This is a genomic window from Pseudomonas sp. GW821-FHT04D07 (genome assembly GCF_059420225.1).
The window spans coordinates 125496-140327 of the sequence record NZ_JBWKTH010000017.1 but is presented as its reverse complement, the minus strand read 5'-3'; the positions used below and the strand labels follow the sequence as shown (position 1 = coordinate 140327).

Here is a 14832-nt window from a genome sequence, read left to right as displayed (position 1 = left end):
GCGAAGTCGGCGGGCAGCTCGCCGCTCAGGCGCCGCACCAACTCATTGGCTTCGGCCGGGAAGGCCGCGGAGTAGGCGGCGAAACGCTGGTCCCACTCGGCTTCCACCGCGCGACCGGTTTCCTTGGCATCCCACTCGGCATAAATCTCGGCCGGGATTTCGAACGGGCCGTAATTCCACTTCAACGCCGCGCGGGTCAGGGCGATTTCCGCGTCACCCAGCGGGGCGCCGTGGCAATCTTCCTTGCCTTGCTTGTTCGGCGAACCGAAGCCGATGGTGGTCTTGCAGCAGATCAGGGTCGGACGCTCGCTTTTGCGCGCGGTCTCGATGGCGGTCTTGATCTCTTCCGGGTCATGACCGTCGACGTTGCGGATCACCTGCCAGTTGTAGGCTTCGAAACGCTTAGGCGTATCGTCGGTGAACCAGCCTTCGACTTCGCCGTCGATGGAGATGCCGTTGTCATCGTAGAAGGCGATCAGCTTGCCCAAGTCCAGGGTACCGGCCAGGGAAGCGACTTCATGGGAAATGCCTTCCATCATGCAGCCATCACCGAGGAACACATAGGTGTGGTGGTCGACGATGTTGTGGCCGGGACGGTTGAACTGCGCGCCCAGGACTTTTTCCGCCAGGGCGAAGCCGACGGCGTTGGCCAGGCCTTGGCCGAGCGGACCGGTGGTGGTTTCCACGCCCGGGGTGTAGCCGTATTCCGGGTGACCCGGGGTGCGACTGTGCAACTGACGGAAGCTCTTCAGGTCGTCGATCGACAGGTCGTAACCGGTCAGGTGCAGCAACGAGTAGATCAGCATCGAGCCATGGCCGTTGGACAGCACGAAGCGGTCACGGTCGGCGAACGACGGGTTGCTCGGGTTGTGCTTCAGGTAATCACGCCACAGGACTTCGGCAATATCCGCCATACCCATGGGGGCACCGGGATGGCCGCTGTTGGCTTTTTGCACGGCATCCATGCTGAGGGCACGAATGGCATTGGCGCGGATACGACGGCTGGTTTTCAACATCGATTCAGGCTGGTTCAAGCAACACCTCCGGCAAATTTTTCGCGCAGCAACGCTTCAAGCTTCAACTGATCGGCTTCAAAACCGCGGATGCCTTCGGCCAACTTCTCGCTGGCCATGGCATCCTCGTTCATCTGCCAACGGAATTCGGCTTCGCTCAATGGCCTGGGCAAGAAGCCCCCCGGCTCGCCACCATCGATCCGCACAGGCAGCAGCAGACCCTCGCTGCCCTCAAGCGCTTCCAGCAACGCCGGGCTGATGGTCAACCGATCACAGCCGGCCAGTGCCTTGATCTCACCGACATTGCGAAAGCTCGCGCCCATGACCACGGTCGAATAACGGTGCTGGCGGAAGTACTGCAGAATGCGTTGCACCGAGCGCACGCCCGGTTCTTCGTCGGGCGCGTAAAGCGTCCCGGGGTTGGCCTTGCCGTACCAATCGAGAATGCGCCCGACGAACGGCGAAATCAGATAGGCGCCAGCTTCGGCACAGGCCCGCGCCTGGACGAAGTTGAAGATCAGCGTCAGGTTGCACTGGATCCCCTGCCCCTCCAGTACTTCGGCGGCGCGCACGCCCTCCCAGGTCGCGGCCAGCTTGATCAGGATCCGCTCACGCGCGATACCGGACTGTTCGTACAACGCCACCAGGCGGCACGCCTTGGCAATACTCGCCGCGCTGTCGAAGGACAGCCGGGCGCTCACTTCGGTCGAAACCCGTCCCGGCACGAGGGCAAGAATCTGTTTGCCCATGGCCACCACCAGCCGGTCGCAGGCCTCATCGATGGCCGCATCGCCGCCAATCCCCAGGCCACGCACCTCACTGAGGATTTCGCCGACCAGGCGGTCGTACTGACCGGACTGCACCGCCTTGAAAATCAGTGAAGGGTTGGTGGTTGCATCCTGGGGGGCGAAGCGGCGAATCGCATCGAGATCGCCGGTATCGGCCACCACGACGCTGTGTTGTCGCAATTGTTCAAGCAGGTTGGACATTTCTTGGGCTCTTGTTGATTTTGTTCAGTCCCTGGCACTGACCCTGACCAGACGTCATCAGGCACGACGGTCCTTGACCTAGGTGCCCGACAGCCCCCGGTTCGCCGTTTCGACGGCCGTGATCCGCTCGACTTTCGGCCCGGAACGCTCCGCTTCGAATTCGGACTCGAGGAAGATTTTGACGATGCTCTTGGCCAGTTCAGGACCGATCACCCGCGCACCGATGGAAAGGATCTGCGCATCGTTGCTTTTGCGCGCGCGCTCGGCGGAATAGGTGTCGTGGGCCTGCGCGGCACGCACACCCTTGATCTTGTTCGCGGAAATGGCCATGCCGATGCCGGTTCCGCAAATCAGTACCCCCAGGCGGTGTTCGCCGGCACTGACCGCCGTCGCCAGCGCGGCCGCGATATCCGGGTAAAGCACCGGACTCGTGGAGTAGCAGCCAAAGTCCCGGAGCCTGTAGCCCAAGGCCTCGAGGTAAGGCTTGAGCAGCTCCTTGAGTTCGTAGCCGGCCTCGTCGCTGCCGATGGCCACCGAAAACAGTGTGTTTGCATCCATAAGTTTTCCTCCGTTGCCCTACTGATGCGCAGACAGCGATCAAATGATCACGCAATGAAATTTTGCACAAGCATTACCCAACCACAAACAGCCCTCTGTCAAGCGATTTATTCGAACAAATCCGCAAAAACCAGCTCGATACCGGTTAAAACGTCAAAAAATAGAAGACGACGTTGACAGGATACGGAAAATTGCTTTAAACATATGATCACTCACCGAACATTTGATCGGGGAGACCTAACAATAAAATCAGCAAGAGGATTTCCCGATGGCGATGCCATTACTGCTCCAGGCTGAAAATGTCGCCAAGGCCTATGCAGGGATCCCCGCCCTGCGTGACGGGCGCCTCTCTTTACGAGCCGGCAGCGTGCACGCCTTGTGCGGCGGCAACGGTGCAGGCAAATCGACTTTTCTCAGCATCCTCATGGGTATCACCCAACGCGACGCGGGCAGCATCCTGCTCAATGGCCAGCCGGTGCAGTTCGATCGTCCGAGCGCGGCCTTGGCCGCCGGGGTGGCGATGATCACCCAGGAGCTGGAGCCCATCCCCTACATGACCGTCGCCGAAAACATCTGGCTGGGCCGTGAACCGCGCCGCGCCGGTTGCATCGTCGACAGCAAGGAGCTGAACCGGCGCACCCGGGAACTGTTGCAAAGCCTGGAGTTCGAGGTCGACGCCAGCAGCCCGATGCATCGCCTGAGCGTGGCGCAGATCCAACTGGTGGAAATCGCCAAGGCCTTCAGCCACGACTGCCAGGTGATGATCATGGACGAGCCGACCTCGGCCATCGGTGAGCGCGAGGCTGAAACCCTGTTCAAGGCCATCCGTCGCCTGACCGCGCGTGGCGCCGGGATCATCTATGTGTCCCACCGCCTCAGCGAACTGGCACAGATCGCCGACGACTACAGCATCTTCCGCGACGGCGCCTTCGTCGAAAGCGGGCGCATGGCCGATATCGACCGCGCCCACCTGGTCCGTGGCATCGTCGGCCAGGAGTTGCAACGCATCGATCACAAGGTCGGGCGCGAATGCGCCGCGCAAAACTGCCTGACCGTCGAAGGGCTGAGCCGCGACGGCGAGTTCCAGGACATCAGCCTGCAACTGCGCCAGGGTGAGATCCTCGGCATCTACGGCCTGATGGGCTCGGGCCGCAGCGAGTTCCTCAATTGCCTCTACGGCCTCACCGCCCCCGATTCGGGCAGCGCCACGCTCCAGGGCCAGCCCCTGCCGATCGGCGTGCCGGCGGCGACCATTCGCGCCGGCATGTCCCTGGTGACCGAAGATCGCAAGGACAGCGGCCTGGTCCTCAGCGGCAGCATCCTGGCCAATATCGCCCTCTCCGCCTACAAGCAGCTGTCGAGCTGGTCGGTGATCAATACGCGCAAGGAAAACGAACTGGCCCAGCGCATGGTCAAGCGCCTGCAGATCAAGATTTCCTCCCTCGACCTGCCGGTGGAGTCCATGAGCGGCGGCAACCAGCAGAAGGTCGTGCTCGCCAAGTGCCTGTCGACCCAGCCGATCTGCCTGCTCTGCGACGAACCGACCCGCGGCATCGATGAAGGCGCCAAGCAGGAAATCTATCACCTGCTGGATGAGTTCGTGCGCGCTGGCGGGGCGGCCATCGTGGTCTCGTCCGAAGCCCCGGAACTGCTCCATCTGAGTGATCGCATTGCCGTCTTCAAAGGTGGCCGACTGGTCACCGTCAGCTGCGATACCGCCCTTTCCCAGGAAGCCTTGTTGAGTCTCGCCTCATGAACGCCAAAACCCTTGCCCCACCTGTTCCTGCCCCTGTATCCACAACCTCCCGTCCAGGTGCTCGCCTACGCCTGGCCCTCGACCGATTCGGCCTGCCGCTGGTGTTCATCATGCTGTGCATCGCCATGGCCTTCGCCAGCGAGTACTTCATGACCTGGCGCAACTGGATGGACATCCTGCGCCAGACCTCGATCAACGGCATTCTCGCCGTGGGCATGACCTATGTGATCCTGACCAAGGGCATCGACCTGTCGGTCGGCTCGATTCTCGCGTTTGCCGGTTTGTCCAGCGCCCTGGTCGCCACCCAGGGCCATGGCCTGCTGGTGGCGGTCAGCGCCGGCATGTTCGCTGGCGCCATGCTCGGCGTGGTCAACGGCTTCATGGTCGCCAACCTGTCGATCCCACCCTTTGTCGCCACCCTCGGCATGCTCAGCGTGGCCCGCGGCATGACCTTTATTCTCAATGACGGCAGCCCGGTCACCGACCTGCCCGACAGCTACCTGGCCCTGGGCATCGGCACGTTCGGCCCGATCGGTATTCCCATCATCATCTTTGCAGTAGTCGCGCTGATTTTTTGGATGGTGCTGCGCTACACCACCTATGGCCGCTACATCTATGCCGTGGGCGGCAACGAAAAAAGCGCGCGGACCTCCGGGATCGGCGTGCGCAAGGTGATGTTCTCGGTCTATGTGGTCTCGGGGCTGCTGGCCGGCCTCGCCGGGGTCGTCCTCTCGGCCCGGACCACCTCCGCCCTGCCCCAGGCCGGGACCTCCTATGAACTGGACGCCATCGCCGCCGTGGTAATTGGCGGTACCAGTCTCTCCGGCGGTACCGGCAGCGTGGTCGGCACCCTGTTCGGCGCCCTGTTGATCGGTGTGATCAACAACGGCCTGAACCTGCTCGGCGTGTCCTCGTATTACCAACAAGTCGCCAAGGGTTTGATCATCGTGTTCGCGGTGCTCATCGATGTCTGGCGCAAGAAAAAACGTTAAGCCGTTTCACTGAACCAACCGACTACAACAATAAAGGAGTTCCCCATGAAACTTTGCAGCGTAAAACTTTCCACCCAAAAACTCGGCAAATCCCTCACCGCGCTGGCGGCACTCTCCCTGCTCACCAGCAGTATTGCGCTGGCTCAGGAAAAGACCTACAAGATTGGTGCGGCGGTGTACGGGCTCAAGGGCCAGTACATGCAAAACTGGGTGCGCGAGTTGAAGGAGCACCCGGCGGTCAAGGACGGCACCGTGCAGCTCACCGTGTTCGACGGCAACTATGACGCCCTGACCCAGAACAACCAGATCGAAACCATGGTCACCCAGCATTACGACGCGATCATTTTCGTTCCGATCGACACCAAGGCCGGGGTCGGTGCCGTGGCACGCGCCCAGGAAAGCAACGTACTGGTGATCGCGTCCAACACCAAGGTCGCCAGCGCCAACGTGCCATTTATCGGCAACGACGATATCGAAGGCGGTCGCCTCCAGGCCCAGGCCATGGTCGACAAGCTGCAGGGCAAGGGCACCGTGGCGATCATCCAGGGCCCGATCGGTCAGTCGGCACAGATCGATCGGCAAAAAGGCGAGATCGAAGTCCTGCTGAAGAACCCGCAGATCAAGGTCATTGAAATGAAGACCGCCAACTGGTCGCGCGCCGAAGCCCTGACCCTGACCGAAGACTGGCTCAATGCCCACCCCAAGGGCGGCATCTCCGGCATCATTGCGCAGAACGACGACATGGCCCTGGGCGCCCTGCAAGCGGTGAAATCCCGCGGCCTGTCGCCAGACGACTTGCCGATCACCGCTATCGACGGCATGCCCGATGCCATCCAGGCGGCCAAGAAAGGCGAAGTCACCACCTTTCTGCAAGACGCCCAGGCGCAATCCCAGGGCGCCCTCGATATGGCCCTGCACACCCTGGCGGGCAAAGACTACAAACCGCAATCGCTGATCTGGGAGCGTTATGCCAAGGACGTGAAGTGGGCTGATGGCAGCGCCAAGACCTACATCCTGCCGTGGGTACCGGTCACCAGCAACAACGCCGATGCCCTGTACGCCCAGGTCACCGGCACCAAGTAAGCGTCTGCCCAACCGAGAACCCGGGCCGGATCCGGCCCGCATGGAGTGTATGCAATGTCCAATTTCTGGAACCAGGCGTTCGACCTCAACGGCCGCTGCGCCGTGATCACCGGCGGCGCCGCCGGTATCGGCCTGGCCTGCGCGCAACTGCTGGTGGAGCGCGGCGCCAGGGTCGCCCTGCTGGACCGTGATCCGGCCGTGGTCGAGGTGGCCGCCAGCCTCGGCGCCGGGCATATCGGCCTGGCCGTCGACCTGCGTCAACTGGAGCAGGTGCAAAGCGCCGTCGACGAGGCCGCCGCCGAACTCGGCCGGCTGGATTACCTGGTCAACAGCGCCGGGGTCGCCTTGCTCGACAAGGCCCTGGACGTCAATGAAAGTGCCTGGGACACCACCCTGGACATCAACCTCAAGGCCAGTTTCTTCGTGGCCCAGGCCTGTGCCCGTCACATGATCGAGCAAGGCCACGGGCGCATCGTCAACCTCGCCTCCCAGGCTGCCGTGATTGGCCTGGATCGACATGTGGCTTACTGTGCAAGCAAGGCCGCGGTGGTCGGCATGACCAAGGTCCTGGCCATGGAGTGGGCGCCCCATGGCCTCAACGTCAACGCAGTGTCACCGACCATCGTCGAAACGGCGCTGGGCAAGAAGGCCTGGGCCGGTGAACTCGGCGAGCGGGCCAAACTGCAGATCCCGGTCGGACGCTTTGCCCAGCCGGAGGAGATCGCCGGGCTGGTGCTTTACCTGCTCAGCGATGCGGCCAAGATGATCACCGGCGAAAACGTCGTGATCGACGGCGGCTACAGCATCCAGTAATCGGCTCAGGCCTTACAAGAACAAGGAAACACTTTATGAATCGAGTCATCAACGATCCGGACCAGGTGGTCGAGGACATGCTCAACGGCATCCTCGTGGCGCATCCGGAACTGGCCCAGTACGAAGCCAATCCACGGGTTATCCGCAAAAGCAAACCCTCACCGGCCGGCCAAGTAGGGATCGTCACCGGCGGTGGCTCCGGCCATGAACCGGCCTTCCTGGGTTATGTCGGTCCCGGCCTGGTGGATGCCGTGGCCGTCGGCGAAATTTTCTCCTCGCCCACCGCCAAGAGCTTCTTCGACGCCTTCCGCGCCGCCGACCAGGGCGCCGGCGTCGCCTGCCTGTACGGCAACTACGCCGGCGACAATATGAACGTCAAGCTGGCGATGAAAATGGCCGCCAGCAAAGAGATGAACATCCGCACCGTCGTCGCCAACGACGACGTGGCCTCCGCCCCGCCGGCCGATATCGCCAAGCGCCGCGGCGTAGCCGGGGAAATTTTCATGTGGAAAGTCGGTGGCGCGGCCGCCGCCCAGGGCTACGACCTGGACGGCGTGATTCGCGTGGCGCAGAAGGCCGTCGACCATTGCCGCTCGATTGGCGTCGGCCTGACCCCGTGCATCATCCCGGCGGTGGGCAAACCCAATTTCCAGATCGCCAACGGCATGATGGAGTTGGGTATCGGCCATCACGGCGAACCGGGGATCGAAGTCATCCCTGTGACGTCCGCGGCGGCCATGGCCGAGCGCATGCTCGCGCCGATTCTCGCCGACCGCGATTTCAGCCAGGATGAAAGCGTCGTGGTGCTGGTCTCCGGCCTCGGCGCCACCCCGGTGATGGAACTGTACATTTTCTACGCCGAAGTCGAACGCCTGCTCAAGGCCCGGGGCCTGCGGGTTCACCGCTGTTATGTGGGCAATTACTTCACGTCACTGGAAATGATGGGCGTCACCTTGACCCTGCTCGGCCTTGACGCCGAACTGACCACCTTGATCGATCAACCGTGCCGCTCCATCGGCATGTCCCAGTCGGAGTAAACCATGGGCCAGCATTTCTCGAGTAGCAACGGTAGCGCCATCGTGACCAGCCTGGTCGCGGTGATCGTGGCCAACCGCGAATACCTCAGCGAAGTCGACGGCGCCATCGGCGACGGCGACCACGGCATCAACATGGCCAAGGGTTTCGCCCGCTGCGGCAAGAGCCTTGAAGGTCGCCAGCTGTCCCTGGCCGAAGCGCTGGACGAGTTGACCCTGGCCCTCATGGAAGGTATCGGCGGCTCGATGGGGCCGCTCTACGGCAGCCTGTTCATCGGCATGGCCGACGAAGTACGCGACCGTGACGTGATCGATGCGGCGAGTTTCGCCCGGCTGCTGCGCGGCGGCCTTACTTCGCTGCAGGACATCACCGATGCGGGGGTCGGCGACAAGTGCCTGATGGACACCCTGATCCCGTCCGTGGAAGCCTTCGAACAGGCCGTGGCCGCCGGTGTCTCTTTCAGTGAGGCCTTGGCCCGGATGAAAATCGCCGCCACCCTGGGCCGCGACTCGACCCGCGACCTGGTGGCGAAAATCGGTCGCGCCAGCCGCCTGGGCGAGCGCTCCCTGGGGGTGCTGGACGCCGGTGCGGTGTCCTGCTGCCTGATCCTCACCGATCTCGCCGAATCGGTGCAAGCGCAACTGCGCGATTGACCTGGCACCTCCCCGACCGGGCACTCGTCGAGTGCCGGCGGATCGCGGGAGGTCTCACCCCTACGGCTTGCGAGTCGCATCATCCAGCGCAAGGATGGTGTAGGCATTCGATACCGTGGTCGCCAGGGTATTGATCACCCCGGAGCGCAATGCCCCCAAGGTCGCCGCGGCCTTGGTGTTCTCGCTGGCAATCGCCACCACATCGGGAATCCGCCCCAACTCCTGCACGGTCAGGCCGATCACCCGTCCCTGCATGGTATTGACGGCCGGCTGGCCATGGATGTCGATAAAGTCGTAGCCCATCATGTCGCCCACCGTCCCGGAGAGGCGCGCCTGGGCAATCTCCTGGGGTGAGAACCAGCCCATGCGGACCATATTGCTGTTTTCGCTCATATCGCCGATACCGATCAGCGCGATGTCGGCGCGACGGGCCCGGTCGAGGGTCGAGCGGACGGTGTCGTTATTGATCAGGATGCTGCGCAGCTCCGGATTCGCCACCAGGGCCGGAGCATAGAGCGTTTCGCTTTCCGCGCCGAAGCGCAAGGCCAGGCGCCGGCAGATATGGTCGGGATTCATGTACTCGCCGGCCTTGAGCGAACCGCCGATGGCGCAGACAAAGGTACAGTTGCGGGTCACCGGCAAGAACACGTTTTCTGCTACGGCGCCGACATTGCGGCCCATGCCGACGGCGACGATCACACCGTCGCTCAAGGTCTTGTTCAGGTAGTGGGCGACCAGGCTGGCGACTGCCGAACGCTGGGTATCCGGATCACCGTGATCGACCGCGATCAAGGCCCGGTCCAGCTTGAAACGCTCGACCAGCGCCTGCTCCAGCTCACTGTTCATCGCCGGATGTTGCAGCACCCGCACTTCAACGATCCCTTCGTCGCGCGCTCGCTTGAGCAGCCGGCTGACTTTGGCCCGGGACAGCTCAAAGCGCTTGGCAATGGCCTCCTGGGTGATGTTCTCAAGGTAATAAAGCATGGCGACGTCGGTCATCAGATCGATGTCACTGGCGCCGCGCTGTGCACTGTCACTCATGAGAGTTTCCATTTCCGCGTCAAAAACCCATTGTCCCTATTTGCCATGGGTTAAGTCCAGTGGTGGGTCATCCCCCTGGTACGACTTGAACGGGTTGCCTGGCGGGTTGCTCCTCCACGACCTCGCCATTCAGCGCCTTGTGCATCTTCACCGTGTCCAACGCCCCGACCCATTTGGCGATGGCCAGGGTGCCGACACCGTTGCCTATGGTGTTGGTGATCGCCCGCGCTTCCGACATGAACCGGTCGACGCCCAGCAACAGCACCATGCCCGCGACCGGAATGGTGCCCAGGGAAGACAGCGTGGCGGCCAGAATGATGAACCCCGAACCGGTCACCCCCGCGGAGCCCTTGGAGGTGAACATCAGCACCGCCAGCACGATCAATTGATCCGTCAGGGTCAGCGGGGTATTCGTCGCCTGGGCGATGAAGATGGCGGCAATGCTGTAGTAGATCGCCTGACCATCCGGATTGAAGGTCAAGCCTGAGGGAATGATCATCCCGGCGACCGGTTTGGAGACACCGGCCTTTTCCATCTTGGCAATCATCTGCGGCAGCACCGATTCCGACGAACTGGTGCCAAGCACGGTGAACAGTTCTTCCTTGATGAACTTCAGAAACTTCCACAGGCTGAAACCGCTGTAGCGGCAGATCGGGCCCAGCACGAAGATCACGAACACAGCACAGGTAAGGTAGACACAGGCCATCAGCTTGCCCAGCGAGAACAGCGAGCCAAATCCATATTTACCAATGGTGAAGGCAATGGCGCCGAAGGCCCCGATGGGCGCCAGGCGCATGACCATGTTGACGATACGGAACATGCCCTGCATCAGGCTCTCCAGCGTATCGACGAAGACCTTGGCACGAGGCCCCACATTGGCCAGGGCAATACCGAGCAATATGGAAAACAGCAGGATCTGCAGTACGTTGCCCTTGGCAAACGCATCGACGATGGTGTCGGGGATGATATTCATGACGAAGTCCATGAACGAGTCGTGTTTCACCGCAGAGGTGTAGGTGGCCAGGCTGGAGGTATCCAGGCTGGCGACATTGATGTTCATGCCGGCACCGGGCTTGAACAGATCGACCACCACCAGGCCGATGACCAACGCCAGCGTCGACACGACCTCGAAGTAGAGCAACGCCCGGAAGCCGACCCGGCCCAGCTCCTTCATGCTTTCCATACGGGCAATCCCCGTGACCACGGTCAGGAAGATCACCGGTGCGAGCAGCATCTTGATCAGCTTGATGAACGCGTCGCCCAGGGGCTTGAGCGCGGCAGCGGTTTCAGGAACGAGCACCCCGACGATGGCGCCGAGGATGACCGCGATAAGGACTTGTACGTAGAGTTTGCCAAATATTCTTTTCATGACAGGGCCCTGATTTTTTATTGTTGTCAGGAAATACCAAGGGGTCGGATCGCTGATCCTCCCCTTGGCGTTGCGCCGCAGTACACCTTTGCATCGATGGAAAATATCAGCGCTTGATCAGTTCGATCAGTGCATTGGTGACCTGACGGGTAGTGGCTTTCCCGCCAAGGTCCGGTGTATGCAGACCGCTTTGCGTCACTGCTTCGATGGCCGACATCAGCTGTTTCGCCGCGGCTGGTTCGCCGAGATGTTCAAGCATCATGGCGGCCGTCCAGAACGTCGCGATGGGGTTGGCAACGCCTTTGCCGGTAATGTCGAAGGCCGAGCCGTGGATCGGTTCGAACATCGAGGGGAATCGGCGTGAAGGGTTGAGGTTGGCCGTCGGCGCGATGCCCAGGCTGCCGGACAGGGCGGCGGCCAGGTCGGAGAGGATGTCGGCGTGCAGGTTGGTGGCGACAATAACGTCCAGCGTTGCCGGCTTGAGCACCATGCGCGTGGTCACGGCGTCGACCAGCTCCTTGTCGATCCTGACATCCGGAAAGTCCTTGGCGACTTCGTAGAAGATCTCGTCCCACAACACCATGCCGTGACGTTGGGCATTGGACTTGGTGACCATGGTCAGGTGCTTGCGCGGACGGCTGCGCGCCAGTTCGAAGGCGAAGCGATGAATGCGCTCGACCCCAACCCGGGTGAACACCGACACTTCGGTGGCGACTTCTTCAGGCAGGCCGCGGTGAACGCGACCGCCGTTGCCGGAGTACTCACCTTCGGAGTTTTCCCGCACCACCACCCAGTCGATCTGCTCACCATTGAGCAGCGGGCTTTTCACCCCGGGCAGAACCCGAGCCGGACGCACATTGGCGTACTGGTCGAAGCCTTGGCAGATCGGCAGGCGCAGGCCCCAGAGGGAAATGTGGTCCGGTACGTTGAGCGCGCCAACGGCACCAAAGAAAATGGCGTCGAAGGTTTTCAGTTCCTCCAGGCCACCCTCGGGAATGTAGTAGCCGTTTTTCAGGTAGTTATCCGAGTTCCAGTCAAAGTGTTTGAAATCCAGCGCAAAACCGGATTTTTTCGACAGGACTTGCAACACCTCGACGCCTGCGGCGATGACCTCGACCCCAATCCCATCACCAGGCACCGCGGCAATTCTGTATGCGTTCATCGTCAACTCCACTCTCGTCAGGTTCTTGTTGTTCCCGCTGGCCTGGGCTGTCCAAGCAGGGTGCGAACGGAGTATATGTAGTGAACCTGGAGACGTGAGTGACTCCAAATCACTACATAAATAACTTTGAGTTACGAATGAGTCAGACGCTGGATTTGTCTTTTTTCTACCTGCTGGCCAACAAAGGCAGCCTGGCGGCGACCGCCCGGGAACTGGGTGTCACCCCGCCAGCGGTGAGCAAACGCCTGGCGGCGCTGGAAGCCCGGCTGGGCATACGTCTGGTCAACCGGACCACACGCTCGATGAGCCTGACCTCTGAAGGCGAGCTGTACTTCTCCCATGCCGCGCGCATCCTGACGCAGATCAACGAGCTTGAGCAGTTGCTCAGCAGCAGCCGCGCCACGCCCAAGGGCCTGATTCGCGTCAACGCCTCGCTGGGTTTTGGCCGCCGGCATATCGGCCCGGCCCTCGCTGCATTTTTTGCCCAATACCCCGAGGTCGAGATCCAACTGGAAATCAGCGACCACCCACTGGATCTGGCCACCCACGGCTTCGACCTGGGCATTCGCTTCGGCAGCTTGCCGGACGCCGCCTTCCACGCCCGCAAGATCGCCTCCAATCGCCGCTTGCTCTGCGCCTCGCCGCTCTACCTGGACAAATATGGAACGCCTCGGACCCTGACCGAACTGCAACAGCACAATTGCATTTTCATCCGCCAGAACGAATCACCCTATGGCGTCTGGAGTTTCAACAACGGCGGGCACACGGAAAACATCAAGGTGCACGGGGCCTTGGCTTGCAACGATGGCGAGGTGGCCCTGAACTGGGCACTGGAGGGCTATGGAATTCTGTTGCGGGCTGAATGGGACATCGCCCGCTATGTACGCAGCGGCCGGCTACGCCTGGTACTGGAAGACCAAACGCCGACCCGCGCCGACGTCTATGCCGTGTACCCGCAACAGCTGCATTTGTCCGCGCGGGTGCGCAGCCTGATCGACTTTCTGATCGAACGTTTCAAGCATATCGACAATGTCGACGAGCATTAGAACTCACTCGGCAACGTCATTATCCGCAACTTTGTCCGAAGCGATCAGTGGCACGATGCCCCAGTCGCCATGCAGATACCAATCATCGCCGATCATCTCGGCCGGATGCATGGTCCGATCGGAGCCGTTGCCGCAGGCCAGGGCGTTCGCCGGACAATACCGGTCGCAGCCCCAGCAAATACGTTCGGGATGTTTGGGGCTGATGGGAAAGGGCTTGGCCATGTCGTCCCCTGAATGGCGGGTGGGAGTGACTTTCAAGCTACAACTCCAGGGCGAAAAAGCCCTTGATCCTGATCAAGAAGCGCAGGACGCCTGAAGATCGCGCTAAAACTTGACCATAATCATTATTATTCGCAGCACGTCCTCCTAGACTTGGGCCCCTACCCGTCAGTACCCAGGAAGACATCATGCATCGCACCTTCTCACTATCCCTCGCCCTGCTCCTGCTCGCCCCACTGGCCCAGGCCAAGGAGTATCCGATCGGCGCACCGCAGCACTGTCCGGGGCTGGAAGTCGGGGCGGTGTATCTGCAACCGATCGAGATGGCGCCCGCCGGTATGATGCGCGCCACTGCCGATTCCGATATCCACCTGGAAGCCGATATCCGCGCCACCGCGGACAATCGCCAGGGCTTTCAGGAAGGCAGCTTCGTGCCCTACCTGAGCGTGGCCTTCAGCTTGCAGAAACAAGGCGGCCAGCCGCCGCTCAACGGTGATTTCCACGCCATGGTCGCCAACGACGGGCCGCACTATGGCGACAACGTGAAGCTGCAGGGCCCCGGCAAATACCAGCTGACCCTGACCCTGCTGCCACCTTCCGGGCATGCCTCCCTGGGCCGTCACACCGACAAGGAAACCGGGGTCGAACCCTGGTTCGAGCGCTGCGAAGTGCACTACGAGTTCGTCTACGCCGGCATCGGCAAGAAAGGTGGCTACTGAATGCGCTACACCACAGCCGAGTCCACGCGGCCAAGGCGCCGCTCCCAGACTCATCAGTACCTGGCCGGGTTGCTCCTGACCTTGGCGGCCACACCGCTGCTCGCCCGGGCCGAGTTGCCCAGCTATGAAATGAGCCTGCACGACGGCCACTTCAGCCCCGCCGTGCTGGAGGTTGCGGCCGGACAGCGGTTCAAGATCATCCTGAAAAACACCGGCGAGGGACCGGCGGAGTTCGAGAGCACGCCGTTGCGGGTGGAAAAGGTCCTCTCGCCTGGGGTCACCACCTTCGTCGTGATTGCACCGTTGAGACCGGGTCAATACCCGTTCTTCGACGAGTTCAATCCGCAACTGCCCGCGGGCAGCATTCTCGCCAAATAACCCGGT

At 61.7% G+C, this 14832-nt stretch carries 16 protein-coding genes; 9 read left to right on the top strand and 7 right to left on the bottom strand.

Annotated features, from left to right (window positions below):
• The 3 genes from AC07T0_RS20080 to rpiB form a co-directional block, all read right to left on the bottom strand.
• Positions 1-1016: thiamine pyrophosphate-binding protein (locus AC07T0_RS20080; RefSeq protein WP_495002865.1), on the bottom strand; the 1016-nt coding region annotated here is incomplete at its 3' end.
• A 14-nt stretch (positions 1017-1030) separates the two neighbouring features.
• The gene (tal, locus tag AC07T0_RS20075; protein ID WP_495002861.1) at positions 1031-2002 is read right to left on the bottom strand and encodes a transaldolase; all 972 of its coding nucleotides are present in this window, start codon (positions 2000-2002) and stop codon (positions 1031-1033) included.
• 78 nt (positions 2003-2080) lie between these two features.
• Entirely contained in the window at positions 2081-2560 is a 480-nt protein-coding gene (rpiB, locus tag AC07T0_RS20070) for a ribose 5-phosphate isomerase B (protein WP_495002860.1), read from the bottom strand.
• Positions 2561-2828: 268 nt separating this feature from the next.
• Between rpiB and AC07T0_RS20065 the strand changes: the two genes are divergently transcribed.
• The 6 genes from AC07T0_RS20065 to dhaL are packed head-to-tail and all read left to right on the top strand — an operon-like array spanning position 2829 to position 8892.
• Entirely contained in the window at positions 2829-4316 is a 1488-nt protein-coding gene (locus AC07T0_RS20065) for a sugar ABC transporter ATP-binding protein (protein WP_495002859.1), read from the top strand.
• Positions 4313-5308 (top strand): ABC transporter permease, encoded by a 996-nt coding sequence (locus AC07T0_RS20060; protein WP_495002858.1) that lies wholly within the window; start codon positions 4313-4315, stop codon positions 5306-5308. The genes AC07T0_RS20065 and AC07T0_RS20060 overlap by 4 nt, the downstream gene beginning before the upstream one ends.
• Positions 5309-5353: 45 nt before the next feature.
• Positions 5354-6391, top strand: a complete 1038-nt coding sequence (locus AC07T0_RS20055; RefSeq protein WP_495002857.1) for a substrate-binding domain-containing protein — start codon at positions 5354-5356, stop codon at positions 6389-6391.
• A gap of 54 nt (positions 6392-6445) precedes the next feature.
• A complete protein-coding gene (locus tag AC07T0_RS20050) occupies positions 6446-7204 on the top strand; it encodes an SDR family oxidoreductase (RefSeq protein WP_495002856.1) in 759 nt (252 codons plus the stop codon).
• Positions 7205-7239: 35 nt separating this feature from the next.
• Positions 7240-8241, top strand: coding sequence for a dihydroxyacetone kinase subunit DhaK (locus AC07T0_RS20045; RefSeq protein WP_495002855.1), 1002 nt, complete (start codon positions 7240-7242; stop codon positions 8239-8241).
• A gap of 3 nt (positions 8242-8244) precedes the next feature.
• Positions 8245-8892 carry a dihydroxyacetone kinase subunit DhaL gene (dhaL, locus tag AC07T0_RS20040; protein WP_495002854.1) on the top strand — a complete coding sequence of 216 codons (648 nt, stop codon included), beginning with the start codon at positions 8245-8247 and terminating at the stop codon, positions 8890-8892.
• A gap of 60 nt (positions 8893-8952) precedes the next feature.
• Here dhaL and AC07T0_RS20035 read toward each other — a convergent pair whose 3' ends face one another.
• The 3 genes from AC07T0_RS20035 to AC07T0_RS20025 all read right to left on the bottom strand — a co-directional run bounded on the left by AC07T0_RS20035 (position 8953) and on the right by AC07T0_RS20025 (position 12464).
• Complete coding sequence (locus tag AC07T0_RS20035; RefSeq protein ID WP_495002853.1) at positions 8953-9933, bottom strand: sugar-binding transcriptional regulator; 981 nt, start codon at positions 9931-9933, stop codon at positions 8953-8955.
• A gap of 67 nt (positions 9934-10000) precedes the next feature.
• Positions 10001-11302, bottom strand: a complete 1302-nt coding sequence (locus AC07T0_RS20030) for a dicarboxylate/amino acid:cation symporter (RefSeq protein WP_495002852.1) — start codon at positions 11300-11302, stop codon at positions 10001-10003.
• A gap of 106 nt (positions 11303-11408) precedes the next feature.
• The gene (locus AC07T0_RS20025; RefSeq protein ID WP_495002851.1) at positions 11409-12464 is read right to left on the bottom strand and encodes a tartrate dehydrogenase; all 1056 of its coding nucleotides are present in this window, start codon (positions 12462-12464) and stop codon (positions 11409-11411) included.
• A 137-nt stretch (positions 12465-12601) separates the two neighbouring features.
• Between AC07T0_RS20025 and AC07T0_RS20020 the strand changes: the two genes are divergently transcribed.
• Positions 12602-13510: a LysR family transcriptional regulator gene (locus AC07T0_RS20020; RefSeq protein WP_495002850.1), complete on the top strand. Its 909-nt coding sequence runs from the start codon at positions 12602-12604 to the stop codon at positions 13508-13510.
• A 3-nt stretch (positions 13511-13513) separates the two neighbouring features.
• Here AC07T0_RS20020 and AC07T0_RS20015 read toward each other — a convergent pair whose 3' ends face one another.
• Complete coding sequence (locus AC07T0_RS20015; RefSeq protein ID WP_495002849.1) at positions 13514-13732, bottom strand: DUF3079 domain-containing protein; 219 nt, start codon at positions 13730-13732, stop codon at positions 13514-13516.
• 185 nt (positions 13733-13917) lie between these two features.
• Between AC07T0_RS20015 and AC07T0_RS20010 the strand changes: the two genes are divergently transcribed.
• Both AC07T0_RS20010 and AC07T0_RS20005 read left to right on the top strand, forming a co-directional pair.
• A complete protein-coding gene (locus AC07T0_RS20010; RefSeq protein WP_495002848.1) occupies positions 13918-14448 on the top strand; it encodes an iron transporter in 531 nt (176 codons plus the stop codon).
• Positions 14449-14826, top strand: a complete 378-nt coding sequence (locus AC07T0_RS20005; protein ID WP_495002847.1) for a cupredoxin domain-containing protein — start codon at positions 14449-14451, stop codon at positions 14824-14826.
• The last annotated feature ends 6 nt before the right edge of the window (positions 14827-14832 follow it).

Excerpts from the sequence above, each read along its gene's own strand:
- tal (WP_495002861.1), bottom strand. The coding sequence starts at position 2,002 with ATGTCCAACCTGCTTGAACAATTGCGACAACACAGCGTCGTGGTGGCC.
- rpiB (WP_495002860.1), bottom strand. The coding sequence starts at position 2,560 with ATGGATGCAAACACACTGTTTTCGGTGGCCATCGGCAGCGACGAGGCC.
- AC07T0_RS20065 (WP_495002859.1), top strand. The coding sequence starts at position 2,829 with ATGGCGATGCCATTACTGCTCCAGGCTGAAAATGTCGCCAAGGCCTAT.
- AC07T0_RS20060 (WP_495002858.1), top strand. The coding sequence starts at position 4,313 with ATGAACGCCAAAACCCTTGCCCCACCTGTTCCTGCCCCTGTATCCACA.
- AC07T0_RS20055 (WP_495002857.1), top strand. The coding sequence starts at position 5,354 with ATGAAACTTTGCAGCGTAAAACTTTCCACCCAAAAACTCGGCAAATCC.
- AC07T0_RS20050 (WP_495002856.1), top strand. The coding sequence starts at position 6,446 with ATGTCCAATTTCTGGAACCAGGCGTTCGACCTCAACGGCCGCTGCGCC.
- AC07T0_RS20045 (WP_495002855.1), top strand. The coding sequence starts at position 7,240 with ATGAATCGAGTCATCAACGATCCGGACCAGGTGGTCGAGGACATGCTC.
- dhaL (WP_495002854.1), top strand. The coding sequence starts at position 8,245 with ATGGGCCAGCATTTCTCGAGTAGCAACGGTAGCGCCATCGTGACCAGC.
- AC07T0_RS20035 (WP_495002853.1), bottom strand. The coding sequence starts at position 9,933 with ATGAGTGACAGTGCACAGCGCGGCGCCAGTGACATCGATCTGATGACC.
- AC07T0_RS20030 (WP_495002852.1), bottom strand. The coding sequence starts at position 11,302 with ATGAAAAGAATATTTGGCAAACTCTACGTACAAGTCCTTATCGCGGTC.
- AC07T0_RS20025 (WP_495002851.1), bottom strand. The coding sequence starts at position 12,464 with ATGAACGCATACAGAATTGCCGCGGTGCCTGGTGATGGGATTGGGGTC.
- AC07T0_RS20020 (WP_495002850.1), top strand. The coding sequence starts at position 12,602 with ATGAGTCAGACGCTGGATTTGTCTTTTTTCTACCTGCTGGCCAACAAA.
- AC07T0_RS20015 (WP_495002849.1), bottom strand. The coding sequence starts at position 13,732 with ATGGCCAAGCCCTTTCCCATCAGCCCCAAACATCCCGAACGTATTTGC.
- AC07T0_RS20010 (WP_495002848.1), top strand. The coding sequence starts at position 13,918 with ATGCATCGCACCTTCTCACTATCCCTCGCCCTGCTCCTGCTCGCCCCA.
- AC07T0_RS20005 (WP_495002847.1), top strand. The coding sequence starts at position 14,449 with ATGCGCTACACCACAGCCGAGTCCACGCGGCCAAGGCGCCGCTCCCAG.